The organism is Eikenella sp. Marseille-P7795 (assembly GCF_916618725.1).
Lineage (GTDB): Bacteria > Pseudomonadota > Gammaproteobacteria > Burkholderiales > Neisseriaceae > Eikenella > Eikenella longinqua.
The window spans coordinates 203,906-224,232 of the sequence record NZ_CAKAJZ010000002.1 but is presented as its reverse complement, the minus strand read 5'-3'; the positions used below and the strand labels follow the sequence as shown (position 1 = coordinate 224,232).

Sequence of the window (20,327 nt, the reverse complement as noted above, 5' to 3'; positions counted from 1 at the left end):
GTAGCCTCAAGCGGTTCGCAGAGGCTACCTGAAAAATGCCAACATGAAGATTTTAAAAGACAGCCTGATCTACCTTATCGGCGAAATGCTGGCCAAGGCCATGCCCTTTCTGCTGCTGCCCTACCTCACGCGCAAGCTGGGCACGGCGGGCTTTGGCGAGCTGTCGTATTATCAGGCGGCGTTTTCGCTGCTGCTGATCGGCTTCGGCATGAGCCAAGACGGCGCGGTAACGCGTTATTACTATGTGTATGGTCAGCGCAACCTGCACAGCGTGGTGTATGCCGGCGCGCTGTATACGGCGGCGGCGGCGCTGTTCGGCCTGTTGGCGGCGTGGCAGCTGCGTTCGCTGCCCTTGGCGGCGGTGGTGTGCGCGGCGGCGGCGCAAACGGCTTTGGCCACGCAGCTGAGCCTGCGCCAATGCCGCAAGCAGGCGCTCTCCTACACCGCCATCCAGTTCGGCAGCAGCTTATTCACCACCGTGCTCACGGTGTGGCTGTTGGAAATGAGCGCGGATTATCCGGTGGAGCGGCGCTTTTTGGCTCTGTTTGCCGGCAATGCGCTGGTGTCGCTGGCGGCGTATGGGCTGTATCGGCGCGGCGCGGGGCGGCTGGGCTTCAGCCGGCGGCGGGTGCGTCAGGCGCTGGGCTATATTTTGGCTTTCGGGCTGCCGCTGGTGGTGCACCATGCGGGCAACTATGTGAAGGGGCAGTTCGACCGCGTGGTGATTTACCAGGGCTATTCGGCGGCTACGCTGGGCGTGTATTCGGCGGGCTACCAAACCGCCAGCGTGCTGGGCGTGCTGTTGCTGGCGCTGAATAAAGCCACGGTGCCGTATTATTACCAGGCTTTGCGCAGCGGCAAAATCACGGCGGCCACGGTGCGCCGCTGGTCGCTGCTTTCGCTGGCGGCGGCGCCGCTGCCGGCGCTGGTGGCGTGGCTGCTGCCGGAGCGGTGGTTTTTGTGGCTGCTCGGCGCGCAGTATGCGGGCGTGCACCATTATATCTGCCTGTTTTTGCTTGGTTTCGGTTTGATGGTGCCGTATTATTTGCAGGTGAATTATTTGTTTTACCACGCGCAAAACCGGCGTATTGCCTTCACGTCGCTGCTCTCGGCGGGCGGCTATCTGCTGGTGTTGCTGCTCACGGCGCGGGTGGGCATAGCGTGGGTGCCGCTGGCGATGATTGCCGGCAATGTGTTGATTTTCCCGATATTATTCCGGCAGGTGAAACCGTATGGCTGAGTTGGCAAACCTGATTATCTGCCTCACGCCTTTGCAGGCGCTGATGGCGCGGCGGCTGATGGAGCAGCGTGCGCCGCAGCCTTTCGATTTGCTGATGCTGTGCTACGAAGATGCAGACAACGCCAAGTTCCGGCATTATTTTCAGGTAGCCTCTGCGGGCAGCCGCCATGCCGAATATGCCCTGATTCCGCAAAGCAAATTGCGGCGCGAGCTCGGCCTGCCGCGCCTGTTGCGCGGGCTGGATGGGCAATACGCCACCGCCTTTGCCGCCAGCATCGACAACCCGAACGTGCAATACGTGCTGAACAAAATCCGCTTCGCCGCGCTGGAAACCTTCGACGACGGCACGGGCAATCTGATTCCCGGCAGCGTGCTCTACCGCAACAGCGGCAACTGCCAGCGCCACCTGATGAACCGCCTGCGCGGCATCCGCCTGCAAACCGAAGACTTGCGCCGCCTCTCGCAACGGCACCACACGCTCTACCCCGGCCAGCCCAATATTGCCGCGCCCACCGTGCCGCTGGATTTGTGGGCGGCAGCCGGGCAAGGGCTACCTGAAAACGAGCGCAGCGAGTTTCGCCAAAACGAGCACAGCGAGTTTCGCCGAAATGAACGAAGTGAGTTGCTGCATGGCGAAAACGGCGTAGCAAACGAGCTTGGCGCAAACGGGAGGCTACCTGAAAAATGCGGGGAGCCAGCCGCCCGCACCCGCCGCATCCTGCTCGGCCAGCCATTGCTGCCTAATGCGGCAGATAACGCCGCGCTGGCCGAAAGCCTGCTGCGCCGTTTCGACATCGGCGAATATTTTCCGCACCCGCGCGAAACCTACCGCGTATCCGGCGCGCGATATATTGCCAGCCCGCTGATTTTTGAAGATTATTTGCTGGAATGCCTGCGCGCCGAGCCCAACACCCGCTTCGAGGTGTACCACCTCATCAGCACCGCCGCGCTGAATGTGCACGCCTTTCCGCGCACCGCCGTGTATGCCGTGCGCCCCGCGCAGCCTGCGTTTCAAACGCCTGCCGCCGTGCGGATTTACGAAGTGATGGCGCAGCTGGGCATCCCGATTATTGATTTAGAAGACCACACCGAATGAGTAGCGCCTTCCTAATCCTGTGTCACCGCCCGCCGCTGTATTGGCTGCGGCTGGCCGAGCGCCACCCCGAAATCCGCCTGCTGCTGCACTACGATGCCAAGGCAGACATCGGTGCCCTGCCACCCCTGCCACCGAATGCGCAGCTTATCCCGCAGCGCGTGGATATCCGCTGGGCGGGCTTCAGCATGGTGCAGGCCACGCTGCACCTGATGCGTGCCGCGCTGGCCGAGGAAGGCATCCGCTTTGTGCACCTGGCCAGCGGCAACTGCGTGTTGTTGAAACCGCCTGCGCAAATCGAGCGCGAATTTGCCGAACTGCCGCTCGGCAGCCTGCTCTTGGAATGCCGCCCCGCACCGCGCCTGCGCTACCGCGTGCGCTTCAACACGCCGCATGCCGACACCGCCTGGCAGCGCAGCCTGCCCGGCAAATTGCTTACCAAAGTTTTTCAGGTAGCCGATAAAATCCTGCCCGCCGCGCAAACCGCCTATGCCGGCAGCCAATGGTTTTCCGCCGACCGCGCCGCCTTACAAACGCTGCTGCATGCGGCAGACGAGCCGACCTGCGCTTTCTTCCGCAAGAAGCTCTGCCCGGACGAGCATTTCTTCCAATACTTGGTGAAAAGGCTACCTGAAAACGAGCGCAGCGAGTTTCGCCCCAACGCCGGCCTCACCCTGTTTCCGCACAACCGCCGCTATATCCGCTTCGCCCCGGGCAGCAACCATCCGGACATTTTGGCCTTGCCCGAGCTGCACGCCCTGCAAAACGGCCAAAATTGGCTGGCGCGTAAGGTGGCCGACGACACCGCGCTGCGTTTTTTAGCCGAAACGGAAGAGGGGGCGGCATGACGGCGCGTGAGCAAAATCAGTTTGGGCCAAACCCGCTTTCAGGTAGCCTGGCAGCTGGGGAAACGCCGCCGTTTTCCGTGCTGATGTCGCTGTATGCGCGCGAGCAGCCGGAATATCTGCGCCAATGCTTGGCCAGTTTGGCCGCGCAAACGCGGATGCCGGATGAAATCGTGCTGGTGTACGACGGCGGGCTACCTGAAAATTTGGAAGCAGTAGTTACAGAGTTTTCAGGTAGCCTGCCGCTGAAGGTTGTGCGGCTGCCGCAAAATGTGGGGCTGGGGCGGGCGCTGAATGCCGGCTTACAGGCCTGCTCGCACGAATGGGTCTGCCGCATGGATACGGATGATGTTTGCCACCCCGAGCGTTTTGCGCGGCAGCTGGCTTTTGTGGCGGCGCATCCGCAGCTGGACGTGTGCGGCAGCCAGATTGACGAATTTGCGCACACGCCGGATGATGCCGCGCACAGCCGCCGCGTGCCCTGCGCACACGAAGAGATTGCGCGTTTTGCCAAAAGCCGCAATCCCATCAACCACATGACGGTGTGCTACCGCAAATCGGCGGTGCTGGCGGCGGGCAATTATCAGCATGCGCCGCTGTATGAGGATTATGATTTGTGGGTGCGCATGCTGCTGCAAGGCTGCTGTTTCGCCAACCTGCCCGAAGTGCTGGTGTATGCGCGCGCGGGCGATGAGATGTATCGGCGGCGCGGCGGCTGGGCTTATGCGAAAAACGAGCTGGCCATGCAGCGGCGTTTCTACCGCGCGGGCTTTCTGAGCGCTGGGCAGTGGGCGAAAAACGTGCTGCTGCGGCTGCCGGTGCGGCTGCTGCCCAACGGGGTGCGGCAGTGGGTGTATCGGGTGTGGTTGAGGAAGTAATTTCAGGTAGCCTGTGGGATTCAGCAAACTGACAAACGAGAAATAAAAAACATAATGAAAACGATAAAAATGACCCTGCGCTTTGTCGCGGCCGCCTTGGTAATTTTGATTGCGCCGGCGTGGTGGTTTTGGCCGCCGCGCGAGCTGTCGCACCCCACGGCCACGAATCTTTCCAGCTATAGCCTGCTCCTGGCCGGCCTACTGCTTTCCTATGCCTTGAGCCGCAACCTCACGCGCTTTCCCGGCGAGCGTTCCAAGCTGTCGGTGATCCCCGTGTCGGCCATCGGGCTGGGGCTGCCGCTGGTGTTTGCCGCCATGCTGCGCCTGCCGTATTCGGTGTATTACCTGGCGGCGGGTTTCGCGCTCACCGTGCTGTATCTGTTTGCCGAAACCTGGCTGGAGAAGCGGCACATCCGCCATCTGTATTACATCGACGTGGCAGGCATGTGCGATTTGCCGCAGCTATCGAACATCCGTTGGCACGAGCTTGCCGAGCCTAGGTTACCTGAAACCGGCCGCGTGAACACGGTGGTAACCAATCTGCACGCGCCCGATTTGGGGGCGGATTGGCAGCGTTTCCTGGCCGATTGTACCTTGCGCGGCATTGCGGTTTACAACATCCGCCAGGTGGAGGAATCTCTCACCGGCCGCGTGAAAATCCGGCATATGTATGAAAACGATTTGGGCTCGCTGCTGCCCAGCCCGGCCTATATGGCGATTAAGCAGGCGCTGGAAGCCTTGATGGTGGTGGCCAGCCTGCCGCTCACCCTGCCGCTGATGCTGGCCACCGCGCTGGCCATCCGGCTGGAAAGCCCGGGGCCGGTGCTGTTTGTGCAAAACCGCGTGGGCCGAGGCGGGCGCGAGTTTAAAATTTATAAATTCCGCAGCATGGTGTGCGATTCGGAAAAACACGGCGCACAGCTGGCGCAGGAAGGCGATGCGCGCGTTACCCGCACCGGCCGCTTCATCCGAAAAACCCGGCTGGACGAGCTGCCGCAGTTTTGGAACATTATTAAAGGCGACATGGCACTCATCGGCCCGCGCCCCGAGCAAAAGGCCTTTGTGCAGCAGTTTGAGCAAAGCATCCCGTTCTACGGCTACCGCCACATCGTGCGCCCCGGCCTTTCCGGCTGGGCGCAGGTGATGCAGGGCTATGCCGGCAACACCGACGAAACCCAAGTGAAAATCGAGCACGATTTCTACTACATCAAGCACTTCTCCTTTGCGCTGGACGTGCTGATTCTGTTTAAAACGCTGAAGACGATTATCACCGGCTTTGGCGCGAGATGATTTTCAGGTAGCCTCTTGCTCATTGCCAAAGGCTACCTGAAAACTTGAAAACGAGCGAAGCAAGTTTCTGCGAAGCTAAAACGAGCGCAATCAGTTTCGGCCAAACCGAAAGACAATAGAAAGGAAACCCATGCCCACCATCCTCATCACCGGCGGCGCCGGTTTCATCGGCTCGCACACCGCAGTCGAGCTGCTGCAAGCCGGATACCGCACCGTGATTTTAGACAATTTGTGCAACGCCTCGCCGCAGGTGCTGCCGCGCATTGCCGAGCTGGGCGGCAGCGAGCCCGTGTTCTACCGTGGCGACATTCGCGACCGCGCCCTTTTGCAGCAGATTTTTGCCGCGCACCGCATCGACACCGTGATGCACTTCGCCGGCCTCAAAGCCGTGGGCGAGAGCGTGCGTGAGCCGGTGAAATACTACGATAACAACGTTTCAGGTAGCCTCATCCTGCTGGAAGAAATGCTGGCTGCCGGCGTGAAAAGCATCGTGTTCAGCTCCTCCGCCACCGTGTATGGCAGCCCCGAGCGCATGCCGATTACCGAAAACATGCCCACCGGCGCCACCACCAACCCCTACGGCACGTCCAAGCACATGGTTGAGCGCATCCTGCAAGACACGCAGGCCGCCCGCCCCGATTTGAGCGTGATTTTATTGCGCTATTTCAACCCCATCGGCGCCCATCCCAGCGGACGCATCGGCGAGCAGCCCAACGGCATCCCCAACAACCTCCTGCCCTACATCTGCCAAGTGGCCGCAGGCAGGCTGGCCGAGCTCTCCGTGTTCGGCAGCGACTACCCCACCCGCGACGGCACCGGTGTGCGCGACTACATCCACGTGGTCGATTTGGCGCACGGCCACCTCAAAACCATGCAGGCCAAAGCCCGGCAGCCCGGCGTGCACACCTACAACCTAGGCACGGGGCAGGGCTATTCCGTGCTCGAAATCGTCCGCGCGTTTGAAGCCGCCAGCGGCCAACGCGTGCCCTATGCGCTCAAACCGCGCCGCAGCGGCGACATCGCCGAATGCTATGCCGACCCGGGCAAAGCCGCCGCCGAAATCGGCTGGCAGGCGGAATTCGGCATTGCCGAGATGATGCGCGATTCCTGGCGCTGGCAGCAGGATAATCCGAACGGCTTTGCAGATTGAGCGGGCAACGGCCGGGCGGCCGGAAAAATATTGCCGGCATTTTCAGGTAGCCTAAATTTTCAGGTAGCCTGAAAGGTGGGCTAAAACCAACATCGCTGTAGGTAAATAATAAGTTTTATTTTTATCAAACAAATTCAGTAGATTAGATTTGTTTCCACAGCTTTTACCGAATCTTGCAGGCTACCTGAAAAAGACGATTTGTCTAAAAAATTTGAATGCCTGCCAGCCCTTCGCTATCATGGCAACGCAAGCAGAGGTGAATCACGGCGGAATCAATCCAGCCGTGCCGTTCCCTGCAAACCTTGGAGAGAAATATGCAGAAAACTTTGATTTCCTTATCCGTTTTGGCTCTGTCGGCCGCCGTGCAGGCCGCGCCCGCCGAAGAAGGCACGCCGATTCATCCGATTAACGACGGCCGCTACACCGTATCGCTGGGTTATGTGTACAGCCACGCCAAGACCGACCCGCTCAAAACCAGCGGCGACGGCGTAACCCTGCAAGGCCGCGCCGACCTGCCCTTGGCCGACCAGCACGCCATCCGCACCGAACTGGGCTACGAATACCGCGACAGCGATGTGAAGGTGGAAGGCGAGAAAATCATCAATGGCGCCAACACCCATAATGTAGATGTGTATGCCGGCTACCTGTATTCCCCTTCCGGCTTTAAAAACGGCGGTTTGCGCGTGGGTGGCGGTGTGGGCTACAGCCACGGCAAAACCGATTTGCACAGCCACCAGGTTGATCCTGACGGCGATGCCGTAGACACCCGCGCCAACAACCTCTATCTGAAAGCGCATGCCGAATACGAGCAACAGCTGGGCAGCGGCTGGAGCATCACGCCGTGGGGCGAAGCCAAAGTCAGCGTACACCGCCGCGTGGAAGACAAATACACCCAAATCGAGTATGAAAGCGACGGCAAATACAAGCAAAACAGCTACAGCCTCGGCCTGGGTGTGGACGTAAACAAGCAGCTGAACGACAGCCTCAGCCTCACCTTCGGCCCCTACTACCGCTACACACGGGATAAAGCCACCAGCTTCACCCACGAAGGCGAAACCGTGGAAGTGGAAAAAACCCGCCAACATTCCTTCGGCATCCGCGGCGGGCTGCGTTTCTAAACCGCCCGGCCCAAGCTATACCCCTTTCCGCCAAGCGGCAAGGGGTTTTCTTTTCCCAAACAGCCGGCCGCCCCGCCTTTCAGGCTACCTGAAACATTGATACAATTTCCCACTTCCCCAATCCAAGCAAAGAAGCACCGCCATGAAAGCCTCCCAATTCTTCATTTCCACCCTCAAAGAAGCCCCCACCGAAGCCGCGCTGGCCAGCCACAAGCTCATGCTGCGCGCCGGCCTGATCAAAGCCAACGCCTCCGGGCTCTACACTTGGATGCCCATGGGCTTGCGCGTGTTGCGCAAAGTGGAGGCCGTGGTGCGCGAAGAGATGAACCGCGCCGGCGCCATCGAGCTTTTGATGCCGGTGATTCAGCCTGCCGATTTGTGGAAAGAAAGCGGCCGCTGGGATTTCTACGGCGACGAACTGCTGCGCATCACCGACCGCCACGACAACCTCTTCTGCTTCAGCCCCACCTGCGAAGAGCTGATTACCGACATCGTGCGCAAAGAAATCACCAGCTATAAGCAGCTGCCGAAAAACTTCTACCACATCCAAACCAAATTCCGCGACGAGCGCCGCCCCCGTTTCGGCGTGATGCGCGCGCGCGAATTCATCATGAAAGACGCCTATTCCTTCCACGCCGACTACGAATCCCTCGTGCGCGACGGCTACCAGCCCATGTATGACGCCTACTGCCGCGTGTTCGACCGCCTGGGCCTCGACTACCGCCCCGTGGCCGCCGACACCGGCAGCATCGGCGGCACCGGCTCGCACGAATTCCAAGTGTTGGCCGAGAGCGGCGAAGACGTGATTGCCTACAGCAGCGAATCCGATTTCGCCGCCAATATCGAGCTCGCCGCCACCCTGCGCCAAAGCGGCGAACGCGCCCCCGCGCAAGAAACGCTCGCGAAAGTGCACACTCCGGGCGTAAAAACCATCGCCGCGCTGGTGGAATTTTTGCAAATCCCGATTGAGCGCACGCTCAAATCCATCGTGGTGGAAGGCGAAGAAGAAGGCGAACTTGTGCTGCTGCTGTTGCGCGGCGACCACGAATTCAACGAAATCAAAGCCGAAAAACTGCCCGGCGTGAAAAGCCCGCTGGCCATGGCTTCGCCCGAAGCCATCCAAGCCCAATTCGGCGCCAACGGCGGCTCGCTCGGCCCCGTGGGCTTTGCCGGCAAAGTGTATGCCGACTTCGCCGTGGAAAAACTGGCCGACACGGTAATCGGCGCCAACGCAGACGATTGGCACTACACCGGCTTCAACTTCGGCCGCGACTGCCCCGAGCCCGAATTTGCCGACATCCGAAACGCGGTGGAAGGCGACCCCAGCCCTTGCGGCAAAGGCTACCTGAAACTCGCGCGCGGCATCGAAGTCGGCCACGTGTTCCAGCTGCGCGACAAATATTCCGCCGCCCTCAAAGCCAGCTTCCTCGACAACAACGGCAAATCGCAAATCATGGAAATGGGCTGCTACGGCATCGGCATCACCCGCATCGTGGCTGCCGCCATCGAGCAAAACAACGACGAGCGCGGCATCATCTGGACCAACGCCATGGCGCCCTTCCAAGCCGTGATCGTGCCGATGAACTACAAAAAATCCGAAGCCGTGCGCGCTGTCGCCGACCAAATCTACGCCGAGCTCAGTGCCGCCGGCATCGATGTGCTGCTCGACGACCGCGACGAACGAGCCGGCGTGCTGCTGGCTGATTCCGAGCTGCTTGGCATCCCGCACCGCATCGCCATCGGCGACCGCGGCCTGAAAGAAGGCAAAGTGGAATACACCGAGCGGCGCAGCGGCGAAACCGAATTGGTGGCCGCGGGCGAGATTGCCGCCAAGCTGAAAGCCCTGCTGGCCTAATGCCGCAGCGGATTAGAGGCTACCTGAAAAACAGTTTTCAGGTAGCCTCTTTCTTTTCAGATTGGCAGAAACTCAGTTTTGGCTATGCCAATGCAACGCTTTAACTTGCTTTGAAGCCCACGTTTTCAGGTAGCCCTTATGCCCGAACGTTCTATCTCTCCAAACAAACGATTATTTAGCCTCCCGCCTGCTTTCCGCTACAATCCCGCTCTTTCCCAACCACACATAAAGGAACCCAAACATGGCACGCCTCCCCATCCACACCGTCGAAACCGCCCCCGAAGCCGCCAAGCCGCGCGTGGAAGCCGCGCTCAAGGCCAACGGCTTCATCCCCAACCTCATCGGCGTGCTCGCCAATGCGCCCGAAGCCCTGGCGTTTTATCAGGAAGTGGGCAAGCTCAATGCTGCCAACAGCCTCACCCCGGGCGAAGTGGAAGTGGTGCAGATTATCGCCGCCAAAACCAACGAATGCGGCTTCTGCGTGGCCGGCCACACCAAAATCGCCACCCTGAAAAAGCTGCTTTCCGAGCAGGCCATCCAAGCTTCCCGCGAGTTGAACCCCGCCGCCTTCGACGATGCCAAACTCGCCGCCCTGGCCGCCTTCACCCAAGCCGTGATGGCGAAAAAAGGCGCGGTGTCCGATGCCGAACTGCAAGCCTTCTTGGATGCAGGCTACAACCGACAGCAGGCGGTGGAAGTGGTGATGGGCGTGGCGCTGGCCACCCTGTGCAACTACACCAACAACCTGGCGCAAACCGCCATCAACCCCGAATTGCAGGATTACGCCTAAGCCGCTTGAGGCTACCTGAAAATCGGACAAACAGCTGGAAACGCATCGTTGCTTTCCGGCTGTTTCTTTTGCCCGCCTGTGCCCATGCTTTTTCAGGTAGCCTGTTTGCAGGATAATAGGGCTTTGTCTGAAACGTTTTCTCTCACTGAATGGCGTATGCACAAAATTCTTGCGTTTCTCCGCCGCCGTTTGCACCTGCTCGCGCTGCTCAGCTTGGCGGGCGTAATCATCGGGCAGCTTGGCGGTCTGCATTGGCTGGCGGAGCTGTTTAGCCATTTCCTGCCGTATTATGCGGCGGTGTTTGCTTTGGCGGCGCTGTGGCCGCAGCGGCGGTGGCGTGCGGTGTGGCTGGGTTGTGCGGCGGCATCGCTGCTATGGCTGGCGCAGCCGTTTGCTTTGCCCTCAGCGGGGCAGGGCGGCTCGCGGCTGGTGTGGTACAACGTGCATTTGGATAATCCGGCCGCGGCGGAAGAGGGCGCGGCGCTGCTCGCGGAAGGGGCGGACATATTGGCGCTGGGCGAAATCAATTTGGACGATATGGGCTGGCAGGCTTTGCGCGAGGCGTATCCGCACGGCTGCGAGCGCCGTGAACACAGCCCGTTTGCGCTGGCCTTGTGGAGCCGTGCGCCGCTGGCGGCCTGCGAAGTGCGCATGCTGGGCGATTACCCCTATATACGCGCCCAAACGGCAGACGGCACGGCGGTGTATGCGCTGCACCCGCCGCCGCCCATCAGCAGCGAGCTGGCGGCGGCGCGGCAGGCTTATCTGGCCGAAACGGCCGCTGCCATAGCTGCCGAACCGCGCGCGCTGGCGGTGGGCGATTTCAACAGCAGCCCGTTTTCGCCGCTGTTCCGCCGTTTTGTGCACACCAGCGGCGCGCAGCCGGCCACGCGCTATTTCACGCCGACATGGCAGCCGTTTTTCCTGAATATCGATCATGTGCTGGCGAAGAATTTGGCTGCGGCGGTGCGGCCTTTGCCGTGGCGGCATTCGGATCATCGGGCGTTGCGGGTGGAGTATCGGTGAGCTTGGGTGGCGTGCGGTTTGAATTTTGTTGGAGCTTGGTTTTCAGGTAGCCTTTGCTTGGCTTGGGGCTACCTGAAAAATTTGGCGCTTGGCAAAGGGGTTTGGTTTGGCTTTGCGGAAACTCCGCGGCGCCGTTTTAGCTTCGCAGAAACTCAGCTTCCTTCGGAAACTTCGTTTTCAGGTAGCCTTGAGCAGGTTTGGCTTGGCAAATCGGCGAGGCCTCCGTATAATTCGCGCTCTCTATGGCGGGTCTCCCCGCATGCAGGTTTGGGACAAGGGGTCAGGTGCGGAAGCAAGCAGCCCATCTCGAATTCGGCAGTGCCGGGGTTCCGGCTCGCCACCCCATAGAAAAACCGCTCCGGTTGCTGCCAGAGCGGTTTTGTTTGCTTGCTTATTTGTAGAAGCGCTCGATGGAGTGGATTTTCAGCGAGCTGACGTTGCATTTCTCTGCCACGAATTTTTTAAATTCGGCTTGGTTCAGGTAGCGAATTTCTTCGCGCGGCAGTTGCAGCAGCACTTGGCGGCTGCGGCTGGCGTTCATTGCGTCGGCAATGGTAACGACGTAGTTGGTGGTTTTTTTTGTCATGATTTACCTCTCTTTATTTAGCTATTCCGGCAAAATGGGATAATTGTTCAACGTTATCCGGCAGTTTGCTTGATGGGGGGAATACTAAATTATCTGTTTTGTTTGCGCAAGTTTGGGAAAAGTAAAGATAGGCGGGGCAATGTAAATATAGAGGTGTAGGTAAAACAAGTGTTTGCAAAACAGTGTATTACCATTTTTTTGCCGACAATTCGTCGGTGAGCTGCTGCAAAAGCTGGAGGCGGTCGGGGCGGATTTGGCCGGCTTCGGCGGCGGCTTTCACGGCACAGCCGGGCTCTTGGCGGTGGGTGCAGTTGTGGAATTTGCATTGGCCGATGAGGTGGCGCATATCGGGGAAATAGTGCAATAGTGAGGCTACCTGAAGATGGTGCAGGCCGAATTCCTGCAAGCCGGGGGAATCGATGATGTGGGTGTGGTTGTTTAGGTCGTAGAGCTGGGCATGGGTGGTGGTGTGTTTGCCGGAATCGAGGGCGCTGGAGATGTCGTTGGTGCGGGCGATGCTTTGGCCGAGCAGGGCGTTGATGAGGGTGGATTTGCCCATGCCGCTTTGGCCGAGCAGGATGTTGGTGTGCCCGCTCAACACCGGCAGCAGGGCGGCGGCATCGCGCACGGCGCTGACGGCGAGTACGGGGTAGCCCAAGCCTTCGTAAAACGCCAGTTTGCCACGCCATTGTGCCGTTTCCGGCAAATCGGTTTTGTTGAGCACGATTACCGCGCGGATGCCGGCCGCTTCTGCCGCCAGCAGGGCGCGTTGCAGCAGCGGCTCGCTGGGCGTGGGCACGGCGGCCAGCACAATCAAGAGCTGGCTCACGTTGGCGGCAATCAGCTTGGTTTTCCAAGCATCTTGGCGGTAGAGCAGGCTGCGGCGCGGCAGGAAGTCTTCAATCACCGCCTGCTCGCCGTTCACCGGCGTGATGTGCACCTGGTCGCCGCAGGCGAAGTCCACGCGCTTTTTGCGGGTGGTGGCTTCGAAGGTTTGGCCGTGCGGCGTGCGTACGATGAAGCGGCGGCCATAGCTGGTGATGATTTGGGCGGTGTCGGTCATGGCGGGGCGGGCGCGGGTTGGGAAGCCGCCATCATAGCAAGCTTTGCCGCGCCAAGGCTAATTTGCCTGCCGTGCCGGGCGGAATGGCTATATAATCCTGTTTTATTTATCCCGACTAAATTATCCCAAACTAACAGGGAAACGCCACACCATGACCACCACGCCGCTTCTCGACACCATCGACTACCCGCAGGATTTGCGCCGTTTGCGCGAAGACCAGCTGCCGCAGCTGGCGGCCGAACTGCGCACCTTCCTGCTCGACAGTATCAGCAAAACCGGCGGCCATTTCGCCAGCAATCTGGGCGCCGTGGAGCTGGCCGTGGCGCTGCATTATGTGTACGACACGCCCAACGACCACCTGATTTGGGACGTGGGCCACCAAAGCTACCCGCACAAAGTGCTTACCGGCCGCCGCCGCCGCATGCACACCATGCGCCAATACGGCGGCCTGGCCGGCTTCCCCAAGCGCTGCGAATCGGAATACGACGATTTCGGCGTAGGGCATTCTTCCACTTCCATCGGCGCCGCGCTGGGCATGGCCGTGGCCGACAAACTTTCAGGTAGCCCCAAGCGCAGTGTGGCCGTGATCGGCGACGGCGCCATGACCGCCGGCCAAGCCTTCGAAGCGCTGAATAACGCCGGCGACATGGATACCGACCTGCTCGTTATCCTCAACGACAACGAAATGTCGATTTCCCCCAATGTGGGCGCCTTTCCCAAATACCTTGCCGGCAGCCAGGCCAAAGACTGGCGCAGCACCCTGCGCAATATCAAGCACAAATCCGAAAAAGTGCTCGACAAGCTCCCCGGCGCGCTGCACATCGCGCAAAAGGTGGAACAGCGGCTCAAGAGCGTGCTCGACGGCTCGCGCATCCGCCCCGATTCCCTGTTTGACAACTTCGGCTTCAGCTACACCGGCCCGGTGGACGGCCACAACGTGCTGCAACTGGTGGCCGTGCTCAAAGAAATGAAGCAGCGCAAAGGCCCGCAGCTCTTGCACGTGCTCACGCAAAAAGGGCAGGGCTACAAGCTGGCCGAAAACGACCCCGTGGGCTTTCATGCCGTGGGCAAATTCAACCCCGACCAAGGCCCGGTGAGCGGCGCGGCCGCCCCTTTGAGCTACACCCAGATTTTCGGCCAATGGCTGTGCGACCAGGCCGCGGCAGACGACAAACTGGCCGCCATCACGCCCGCCATGCGCGAAGGCAGCGGGCTGGTGGAATTCGAGCAGCGCTTTCCCGAGCGCTATTTCGACGTGGGCATTGCCGAGCAGCACGCCGTTACCTTTGCCGCCGGCCTGGCCTGCGGCGGCATGAAGCCCGTGGTAGCGATTTATTCCACCTTCCTCCAGCGCGCCTACGACCAACTGGTGCACGATGTGGCACTGCAAAACCTGCCGGTGCTGTTTGCCATCGACCGCGCCGGCATCGTCGGCGCCGACGGCCCCACCCACGCCGGTGCCTACGATTTGAGCTTCCTGCGCTGCATCCCCAATATGGTGGTGGCCGCGCCCAGCAGCGGCGAAGAATGCCGCCTGCTGCTCTCCACCTGCTACGCGCTGGACGGCCCCGCCGCCGTGCGTTATCCGCGCGGCGCCAGCGGCAGCACCGCTTCGCCGGCCGGTTTGGATACCGTGCCGCTGGGCAAGGGCGTGCTGCGGCGGCAGGGCAAAGGCACCGCCGTGCTGGCCTTCGGCAGCATGGTGCAGCCCGCCTTGCAGGCCGCCGAAGCCGCCGATTGGACGGTGGCCGATATGCGCTTTGTGAAACCGCTGGACGAAGCGCTGATTGCCGAGCTGGCCGCCAGCCACCAGTGGCTGGTGTGCATTGAGGAAAACGCGGTGCAGGGCGGCGCCGGCAGCGCGGTGCTGGAAGTGCTGGCCAAACAGGGCTGCCGCCTGCCCGTGTTGCTGCTGGGCATCGAAGACATCGTAACCGGCCACGGCGACCCCGCCCTGCTGCTGAGCGACTTGGGCTTGAGCGCAGAGAAAATTGCGGCACGGGTGGCCGAGTGGGAGCAGGGGTAGGGATATTCCGGCAAAGCAGATGAGGCTACCTGAAAATGAGCAATGCGATCTTTCAGGTAGCCTTTTGTTGTGCTGAACAGGTGGGCTTTGGTGCATGGAGCCGCCCAATGGAATTCGGACGAGTTGCCCTCACCCATTATTATGGAAACGGGTTGGTAAAGAGTGCAGGCTACCTGAAAAATATCTGCTGCTTGGGCAGGCGGCAATAAAGCCGTTGTTCTCCAATGGGAACAACGGCTTTGATTTTCAGGTAGCCTGAATGGGTTTATTGCGCTTTCCAGCGGACTTGGGATTCGCGGATCACGGCTTTGGCTTCTTCGATGTCGCCCCAGTGGCCGACTTTGGTGGTGCCGGGTTTTTTCAGGTCTTTGTAGTGGTTGAAGTGGAATTCGATTTGTTTGATCAGCTGCGGCGGCAGGTCGGCCAGGGTGTTGATGACGTTGCCGTTGTGGCGGTCATCGGCGGGCACGACTACGACTTTGTCGTCTACTTCGCCGTCGTCCACGAATTTCATCACGCCGATGACTTTGGCTTCCATGTAGATGCCGGTGGGCAGGGGCAGGTCGGTGATGATGAGGGCGTCGAGCTCGTCGCCGTCTTCATCGAGGGTTTGCGGGATGAAGCCGTAGTTGGTGGGTTTGGCGAAGATTTGCGGCTCGATGCGGTCGAGCTTCATGGCGCCGAGTTTGCGGTCCCATTCGATTTTTTGGTTGGAGCCTTGGGGGATTTCCACGACTACGTTGATGATGCCGCCGTCTACGTTGCCGGCGTCGAGGATTTGGTTGAAATCTGCCATTGTGTTTTCCTTTGTGTTTGAAACGGTTGGGAAGGGCGGATTATAACGCCCATCGGCGGCATAGGCTATAGGCGGAGTGGGATTTGGGCTACCTGAAAAGTTTGTTGCTTTACGGCTTGCGTGGAAAGTTGAATATAGTGAATTAAATTTAAACCAGGACTGCGTTGCCTCGCCTTGCCGTACTATCTGTACTGTCTGCGGCTTCGTCGCCTTGTCCTGATTTAAATTTAATCCACTATAAAACCACAGGCTACCTGAAAAGCGCTTTTCAGGTAGCCTGTGTGGTTTGCCGCGCGGTTTAGTGTTCGATGGGCTTGGCCGGGCGGGTGGCGGCTTGGCCGAGGGCGGCGCGCCATTGCTGCGGGGCTTTCACCAGCTCCAATGCGCGGCGCAGTTGGTCGTCTTTGGCCGGGTTGGGCTTGTAGCGAGTGGCGGGGTTGTTGTCGGCTTCTTCTTTGGCGGCGGGCTCGGAGGCAGCTTTGGCTTCGGTGCTGCTGTGTAGCGAGCGGCCGCGCACTTCGTTGCCGCCGTTGGGGTTGCTCAGGTGGCCGGAGAGGTCGGCTTCACGGCTTTCGTAGCGGCGGGTTTTGTCGGCCACTTCCACGTCGGGTATGATGCCTTGGGCTTGGATGGAGCGGCCGTTGGGGGTGTAGTAGAGCTGGGTGGTGATTTTCAGTGCGCCGCCGTTGGAGAGGGGCATCACGGATTGCACGGAGCCTTTGCCGAAGCTTTGGGTGCCCACGATAACGGCGCGTTTGTGGTCTTGCAGGGCGCCGGCCACGATTTCGGAGGCGGAGGCGGAGCCGGAGTTGATGAGCACGGTGATCGGGATGTTTTTAAACTCGGCGGGCAGGCCGGCGAGGGGGTTGCCGACGCTGCCGATTTGGTAGTCGGACGGGGTGGCTTTGAGGCTCATGTTTTCTTGGCCGTTGCGGCCTTTGGTGCTCACCACGAGCTGGTTGTTTTGCAGGAATGCGGCGGATACGCCCACAGCGCCGTTGAGCAGGCCGCCGGGGTCGTCTCGCAGGTCGAGCACGAGGCCTTTGAGCGGGCCGCCGTTGCTACGGCGCATGGCTTGCAGGGCTTCCACCATGGCGGGCACGGTGCGCTCTTGGAACTGGCTGATGCGCAGGTAGCCGTAGCCGGGCTCGATCAGATCGTGGCGCACGCTGCGCACTTTGATGACGGCGCGGGTGAGCGTGATCACGATAGGCTGGGGCGCGTCTTTGCGGGTGAGGGTGAGGGTGATTTTGGTGCCGGGCTCGCCGCGCATGCGTTTCACGGCGTCGTTCACGCTCATGTTGCGGGTGGAGGCGTCGTCGATTTTGATGATGAAGTCGCCGCTTTGGATGCCGGCGCGTTCGGCGGGGGTGTCTTCGATGGGGGAGACGACTTTGACAAAGTTGTTTTCAGAGCTTACTTCCATACCTAGGCCGCCGAATTCGCCTTTGGTGTTTTCTTGCAGGTCGGCGTAGTCTTTGGTGTTCATGTATTCGGAGTGCGGGTCGAGGTGGGACACCATGCCTTTGAGCGCGCCTTCGAGGATTTCTTCGTCGGTTTTGTCTTGATAATAGTTGGCTTTCACCTGGCTGTACACTTCGGCCATGGTGCGCAGGGAATCCACGGGCAGGGGCTGGCGGCTGCGGGTTTCGGCCACGCTCTGCACGCTCAGGCTCACGGCGATGCCGGTGAATGTGCCGAGGGTGTAGAGGGCGATTTTTTTGAATGTGTTGTTGGACATAATGGGTGGGTATCTCTTTCGGGTTTTGCTAAGGCGAGCCGGAGTATGGGGCTGCGGCGGGCGCTGTCTTTTTTCAGGTAGCCTGCCGTGCGGCTCGGAAGGCTGAACTTTAGGCAAATTTGCCTGTTCCAGCAAGGGGGTGGGGGTAAATAAATGCTAAATGGCGGCTATGGCCGGAAAAGGTTACCTGAAAAATATGGCGGGTGTTTGGGCTTTGTGGCGCTTGTGTTTTCAGGTAGCCCTTAGAGTGGGCGGGCAGGCTACCTGAAAACCGAAATTGCGGCGCACTCCGACACGGGCTGTGCCGGCGGGCGGCCAAGCACTGTCAGCTGTACACCAGGCGTATCACGGCTTTTTGGTTGCGGTGGTCGAAGAACAAGAAGAGTTCGTCGCAGCCGCTCTCTTGGAAGCGGTGGCCGCTGAGCCAGCCGATGTAGTCGAACACGCGCCCGTCATCGCGCAGGGGCGGGTTTTCCAAATTGCCGCAACCATGCTGCATCAGTTCGTTTATGTTGCTGAAGCCGTCTTCTTTCATCCATGCTTGGAGATCGGGGCTGAGGCCGCCTGCGTCTTGCAACAGCTCGGTTTGGTAGGGGGCGGGCATATTGTGCCGCACATATTCTTGCTCATTTGCTTGGTCGAACTGTTCGAATGCGGCCAAGGCTGCCGACGAGTTTTCGGCACCGGCCACGGCTTTTCCCCAGCCGTAGAGCGAAAGCGGCAGCCGGCCGTGTTTCAGATAGAAGGCTTTAATAAGCTGATAAGCCTGATGGTTTTGCTCGCGGGCGTGGTGTATGCCGTCGAAGTCGATCATGCGGTAGGGCTGGGGCAGGGCGCGTTGCCAAGAGATATGGTGTTTTTCCATTTTCTCCCGCGCTTTGGCGATCACGTCGGCAGGGATTTCGGTTTCCGCATCGAAAAAGCGCCAATCGCCGCTGAAGCGGTATTTGCCGCCGGCATCCACATCGAAGCAGATGCTGTCTTCAAAATTGTAGCGGCTGTGGAAGGGCTGGGTGTTTTCGCCGATGCTGCCGTCGTAAATGTCGGCGGGCTGGACGAAATGCAGCCAGTAGTCGCCGTGTTCGGGCTGGATAAAACGCAGGTTCAGCGAGCAGATGGGCAGGAAAAATTGTGCGTGGCGCTCGATGTCGTCGGAGAACACGTCTTCGGGCGGGGGAAACGGGCGGATAAATTCGGGGGCGATGTACATTTTGAAGGGTTCTTTGGTGCTGGGGAAACGGTAGTTTGGTAAGACGGGCTGTTGTTTTTACCTTAATCTTTGCTCACGGGAGGGGCTGGGTTTGGCTGGCTTCGGGCTGAGAAGGCTACCTGAAAAATTGGAGCGGGCCGGGGATAAATGTACGGCTTATTATCGGCATTTGAAAATTATCGGGAATGGATGACCGACCTGCTGCGCTGATGGCATGCCGGTGTTGTTTTCAGGTAGCCTTTTGGGAAGCGGGAAGGCTACCTGAAATTTTTGCTCGCGGCTTGGCTAGTTTACCCATGAAGCGGGGTTCATGGCTTGGTTGCGGTAGCGGATTTCGAAGTAGAGGCCGTTTTCACCGCCGGGGAGGCTGCCGCTGCGGCCGATGGTTTGGCGGGGGGATACGCTGCTGCCGCTGCCGGCGCTGATTTGGGAGAGGCCGGTGTAGATGCTGAGGTAGCCGTCGCCGTGGTCGATGATGACGGTGTTGCCGTAGCCTTGCAGGGGGGCGGCGTAGGCGACTTCGCCGGCGGCGATGCTGCGCACGGGGGCGGGCGGGGTGCTGATGAAGAGGCCTTTCCAGGTGCCGCCGCCGGGGCGGCTTGGCCGAAGCGGCCGCTGATGCTGCCACCCACGGGCGGGGCAGGCGGCCTTGCATGCGGCTGAAACCTTGGCTTTGCGGTTCGGGGCGGCGGGGGCTTCTAGGGCGAGGTCTTCGGCGGTGAGGGTGTTGGGGTTGGGGGTGTTGTATGGCGGGGCGGCGGGGTCGTTTTGGCGAAGCTCGCTGCGCTCGCTTTCAGGTAGCCTTTGGGGCTTGGGCTGGCTGCGGGCTTGGGCTTGCTGGGCGGCTTGCTGCTGGCGGCGCTGTTGGGCTGCGGCGGCGCGTTGCCGGCGTTGGGCTTCTTGGCGCTGGGCGGAGCGGCGGCTGAGGCTGGCGATGAGGTTGTTGAGGCGGCTTTCGTTTTGGCGCAGGGTGTGCAGCTTGGCGGTTTCGCGGCTGATGTCTTGTTCGAGGGTTTGCTGTTGGCGTTGCTGTTGCTGCTGCTGGCGGCCGAGGCGGGCGGCGGTGTTTTGCTGCTGGCGTTTGAGGCTGTCGAGGCGCTGGAGCTGCTGGTTGATGCTGTCTTGCTGCTGTTTGAGCTCTTGGCGGTTGTGTTGGAGCTGGGCGAGGGCTTGGCTGTTGGCTTGGTTGAGGTGGCGCAAGTATTCGAGCCGGCGGCCTTTTTGCTGGGGGTCGGTGTTTTGCAGGAAGAGGGTGACGGCGTTGGGCTGGGGTTGGCGGTAGCGGCTGTTGAGCAGGCGGGCGGCTTGGGCTTGGGTGCCTTGGATGCGGGTTTGCAGGCTGTCGAGCTTGGCTTGCATGGCTTGCAGCTCGCGCCAGGCGGTTTGGCGGCGGCGGGTGAGCTGGTCGAGCTCGCGGCGGATGCTGTCGAGCTCGCTTTGGGTTTGGCGGATGTTGCTTTGCAGCTGGCGCTGTTCGCTTTGCTGCTGTTGGAGTTTGCGGTGGCTTTCGTGGATGGCGCGCTGCACTTGGCGCAGGTCGTCTTTGGGGGCGGCGGGGGCGGGCAGGCCGGTGAGCAGGAGGATGAGCGGGATGAGGATTTTGCTGGGGTTCATGAGGCT

At 60.3% G+C, this 20,327-nt stretch carries 17 protein-coding genes, 1 other RNA gene and 1 pseudogene; 12 read left to right on the top strand and 7 right to left on the bottom strand.

Features of this window, described 5'->3' with window-relative positions; genetic code table 11:
* Positions 1-43 precede the first annotated feature (43 nt).
* The 11 genes from LG371_RS04430 to ffs all read left to right on the top strand — a co-directional run bounded on the left by LG371_RS04430 (position 44) and on the right by ffs (position 11,627).
* Entirely contained in the window at positions 44-1,240 is a 1,197-nt protein-coding gene (locus tag LG371_RS04430) for an oligosaccharide flippase family protein (protein ID WP_067589817.1), read from the top strand.
* The gene (locus tag LG371_RS04425; protein WP_067589814.1) at positions 1,233-2,336 is read left to right on the top strand and encodes a glycosyltransferase family 52; all 1,104 of its coding nucleotides are present in this window, start codon (positions 1,233-1,235) and stop codon (positions 2,334-2,336) included. The genes LG371_RS04430 and LG371_RS04425 overlap by 8 nt, the downstream gene beginning before the upstream one ends.
* Positions 2,333-3,181: a beta-1,6-N-acetylglucosaminyltransferase gene (locus tag LG371_RS04420; RefSeq protein ID WP_225747827.1), complete on the top strand. Its 849-nt coding sequence runs from the start codon at positions 2,333-2,335 to the stop codon at positions 3,179-3,181. Before LG371_RS04425 ends, LG371_RS04420 begins: the two co-directional genes overlap by 4 nt.
* The gene (locus LG371_RS04415) at positions 3,178-4,056 is read left to right on the top strand and encodes a glycosyltransferase (protein ID WP_082890665.1); all 879 of its coding nucleotides are present in this window, start codon (positions 3,178-3,180) and stop codon (positions 4,054-4,056) included. Before LG371_RS04420 ends, LG371_RS04415 begins: the two co-directional genes overlap by 4 nt.
* Positions 4,057-4,110: 54 nt before the next feature.
* Positions 4,111-5,346 carry a sugar transferase gene (locus tag LG371_RS04410; RefSeq protein WP_225747826.1) on the top strand — a complete coding sequence of 412 codons (1,236 nt, stop codon included), beginning with the start codon at positions 4,111-4,113 and terminating at the stop codon, positions 5,344-5,346.
* Positions 5,347-5,476: 130 nt separating this feature from the next.
* Positions 5,477-6,496: a UDP-glucose 4-epimerase GalE gene (gene galE / locus LG371_RS04405; RefSeq protein WP_067589808.1), complete on the top strand. Its 1,020-nt coding sequence runs from the start codon at positions 5,477-5,479 to the stop codon at positions 6,494-6,496.
* A 314-nt stretch (positions 6,497-6,810) separates the two neighbouring features.
* The gene (locus tag LG371_RS04400) at positions 6,811-7,614 is read left to right on the top strand and encodes an outer membrane beta-barrel protein (protein WP_225747825.1); all 804 of its coding nucleotides are present in this window, start codon (positions 6,811-6,813) and stop codon (positions 7,612-7,614) included.
* 142 nt (positions 7,615-7,756) lie between these two features.
* Positions 7,757-9,469 carry a proline--tRNA ligase gene (locus tag LG371_RS04395; RefSeq protein ID WP_225747824.1) on the top strand — a complete coding sequence of 571 codons (1,713 nt, stop codon included), beginning with the start codon at positions 7,757-7,759 and terminating at the stop codon, positions 9,467-9,469.
* 241 nt (positions 9,470-9,710) lie between these two features.
* A complete protein-coding gene (locus LG371_RS04390) occupies positions 9,711-10,259 on the top strand; it encodes a carboxymuconolactone decarboxylase family protein (RefSeq protein WP_067589799.1) in 549 nt (182 codons plus the stop codon).
* Positions 10,260-10,415: 156 nt separating this feature from the next.
* A complete protein-coding gene (locus LG371_RS04385; protein WP_067589796.1) occupies positions 10,416-11,285 on the top strand; it encodes an endonuclease/exonuclease/phosphatase family protein in 870 nt (289 codons plus the stop codon).
* Positions 11,286-11,529: 244 nt separating this feature from the next.
* An RNA gene (gene ffs, locus LG371_RS04380) (signal recognition particle sRNA small type) lies at positions 11,530-11,627 on the top strand.
* A gap of 49 nt (positions 11,628-11,676) precedes the next feature.
* Here the strand turns inward: ffs and LG371_RS04375 are convergent.
* Both LG371_RS04375 and rsgA read right to left on the bottom strand, forming a co-directional pair.
* On the bottom strand, positions 11,677-11,871 hold the full coding sequence (locus tag LG371_RS04375; protein ID WP_067589793.1) for a hypothetical protein: 195 nt from the start codon (positions 11,869-11,871) through the stop codon (positions 11,677-11,679).
* A gap of 187 nt (positions 11,872-12,058) precedes the next feature.
* Entirely contained in the window at positions 12,059-12,934 is an 876-nt protein-coding gene (gene rsgA, locus LG371_RS04370) for a ribosome small subunit-dependent GTPase A (protein WP_067589790.1), read from the bottom strand.
* A gap of 151 nt (positions 12,935-13,085) precedes the next feature.
* On the opposite strand from rsgA, the gene dxs reads away from it, so the two are divergent.
* Positions 13,086-14,960, top strand: coding sequence for a 1-deoxy-D-xylulose-5-phosphate synthase (dxs, locus tag LG371_RS04365; protein WP_225747823.1), 1,875 nt, complete (start codon positions 13,086-13,088; stop codon positions 14,958-14,960).
* Between the two features lie 265 nt (positions 14,961-15,225).
* Here the strand turns inward: dxs and LG371_RS04360 are convergent, their stop codons facing one another.
* From LG371_RS04360 to LG371_RS12330, 5 genes and pseudogenes are all read right to left on the bottom strand, one after another.
* Positions 15,226-15,756 (bottom strand): inorganic diphosphatase, encoded by a 531-nt coding sequence (locus LG371_RS04360; RefSeq protein ID WP_225747822.1) that lies wholly within the window; start codon positions 15,754-15,756, stop codon positions 15,226-15,228.
* A 132-nt stretch (positions 15,757-15,888) separates the two neighbouring features.
* Positions 15,889-15,996 (bottom strand): annotated as a pseudogene (locus tag LG371_RS04355) (IS5/IS1182 family transposase); the annotation flags it as partial.
* A gap of 58 nt (positions 15,997-16,054) precedes the next feature.
* On the bottom strand, positions 16,055-17,497 hold the full coding sequence (locus LG371_RS04350; RefSeq protein ID WP_225747821.1) for a S41 family peptidase: 1,443 nt from the start codon (positions 17,495-17,497) through the stop codon (positions 16,055-16,057).
* 325 nt (positions 17,498-17,822) lie between these two features.
* Positions 17,823-18,707 carry a hypothetical protein gene (locus tag LG371_RS04345; RefSeq protein ID WP_225747820.1) on the bottom strand — a complete coding sequence of 295 codons (885 nt, stop codon included), beginning with the start codon at positions 18,705-18,707 and terminating at the stop codon, positions 17,823-17,825.
* Between the two features lie 285 nt (positions 18,708-18,992).
* Entirely contained in the window at positions 18,993-20,321 is a 1,329-nt protein-coding gene (locus LG371_RS12330; protein WP_305054839.1) for a murein hydrolase activator EnvC, read from the bottom strand.
* Positions 20,322-20,327: the final 6 nt, after the last annotated feature.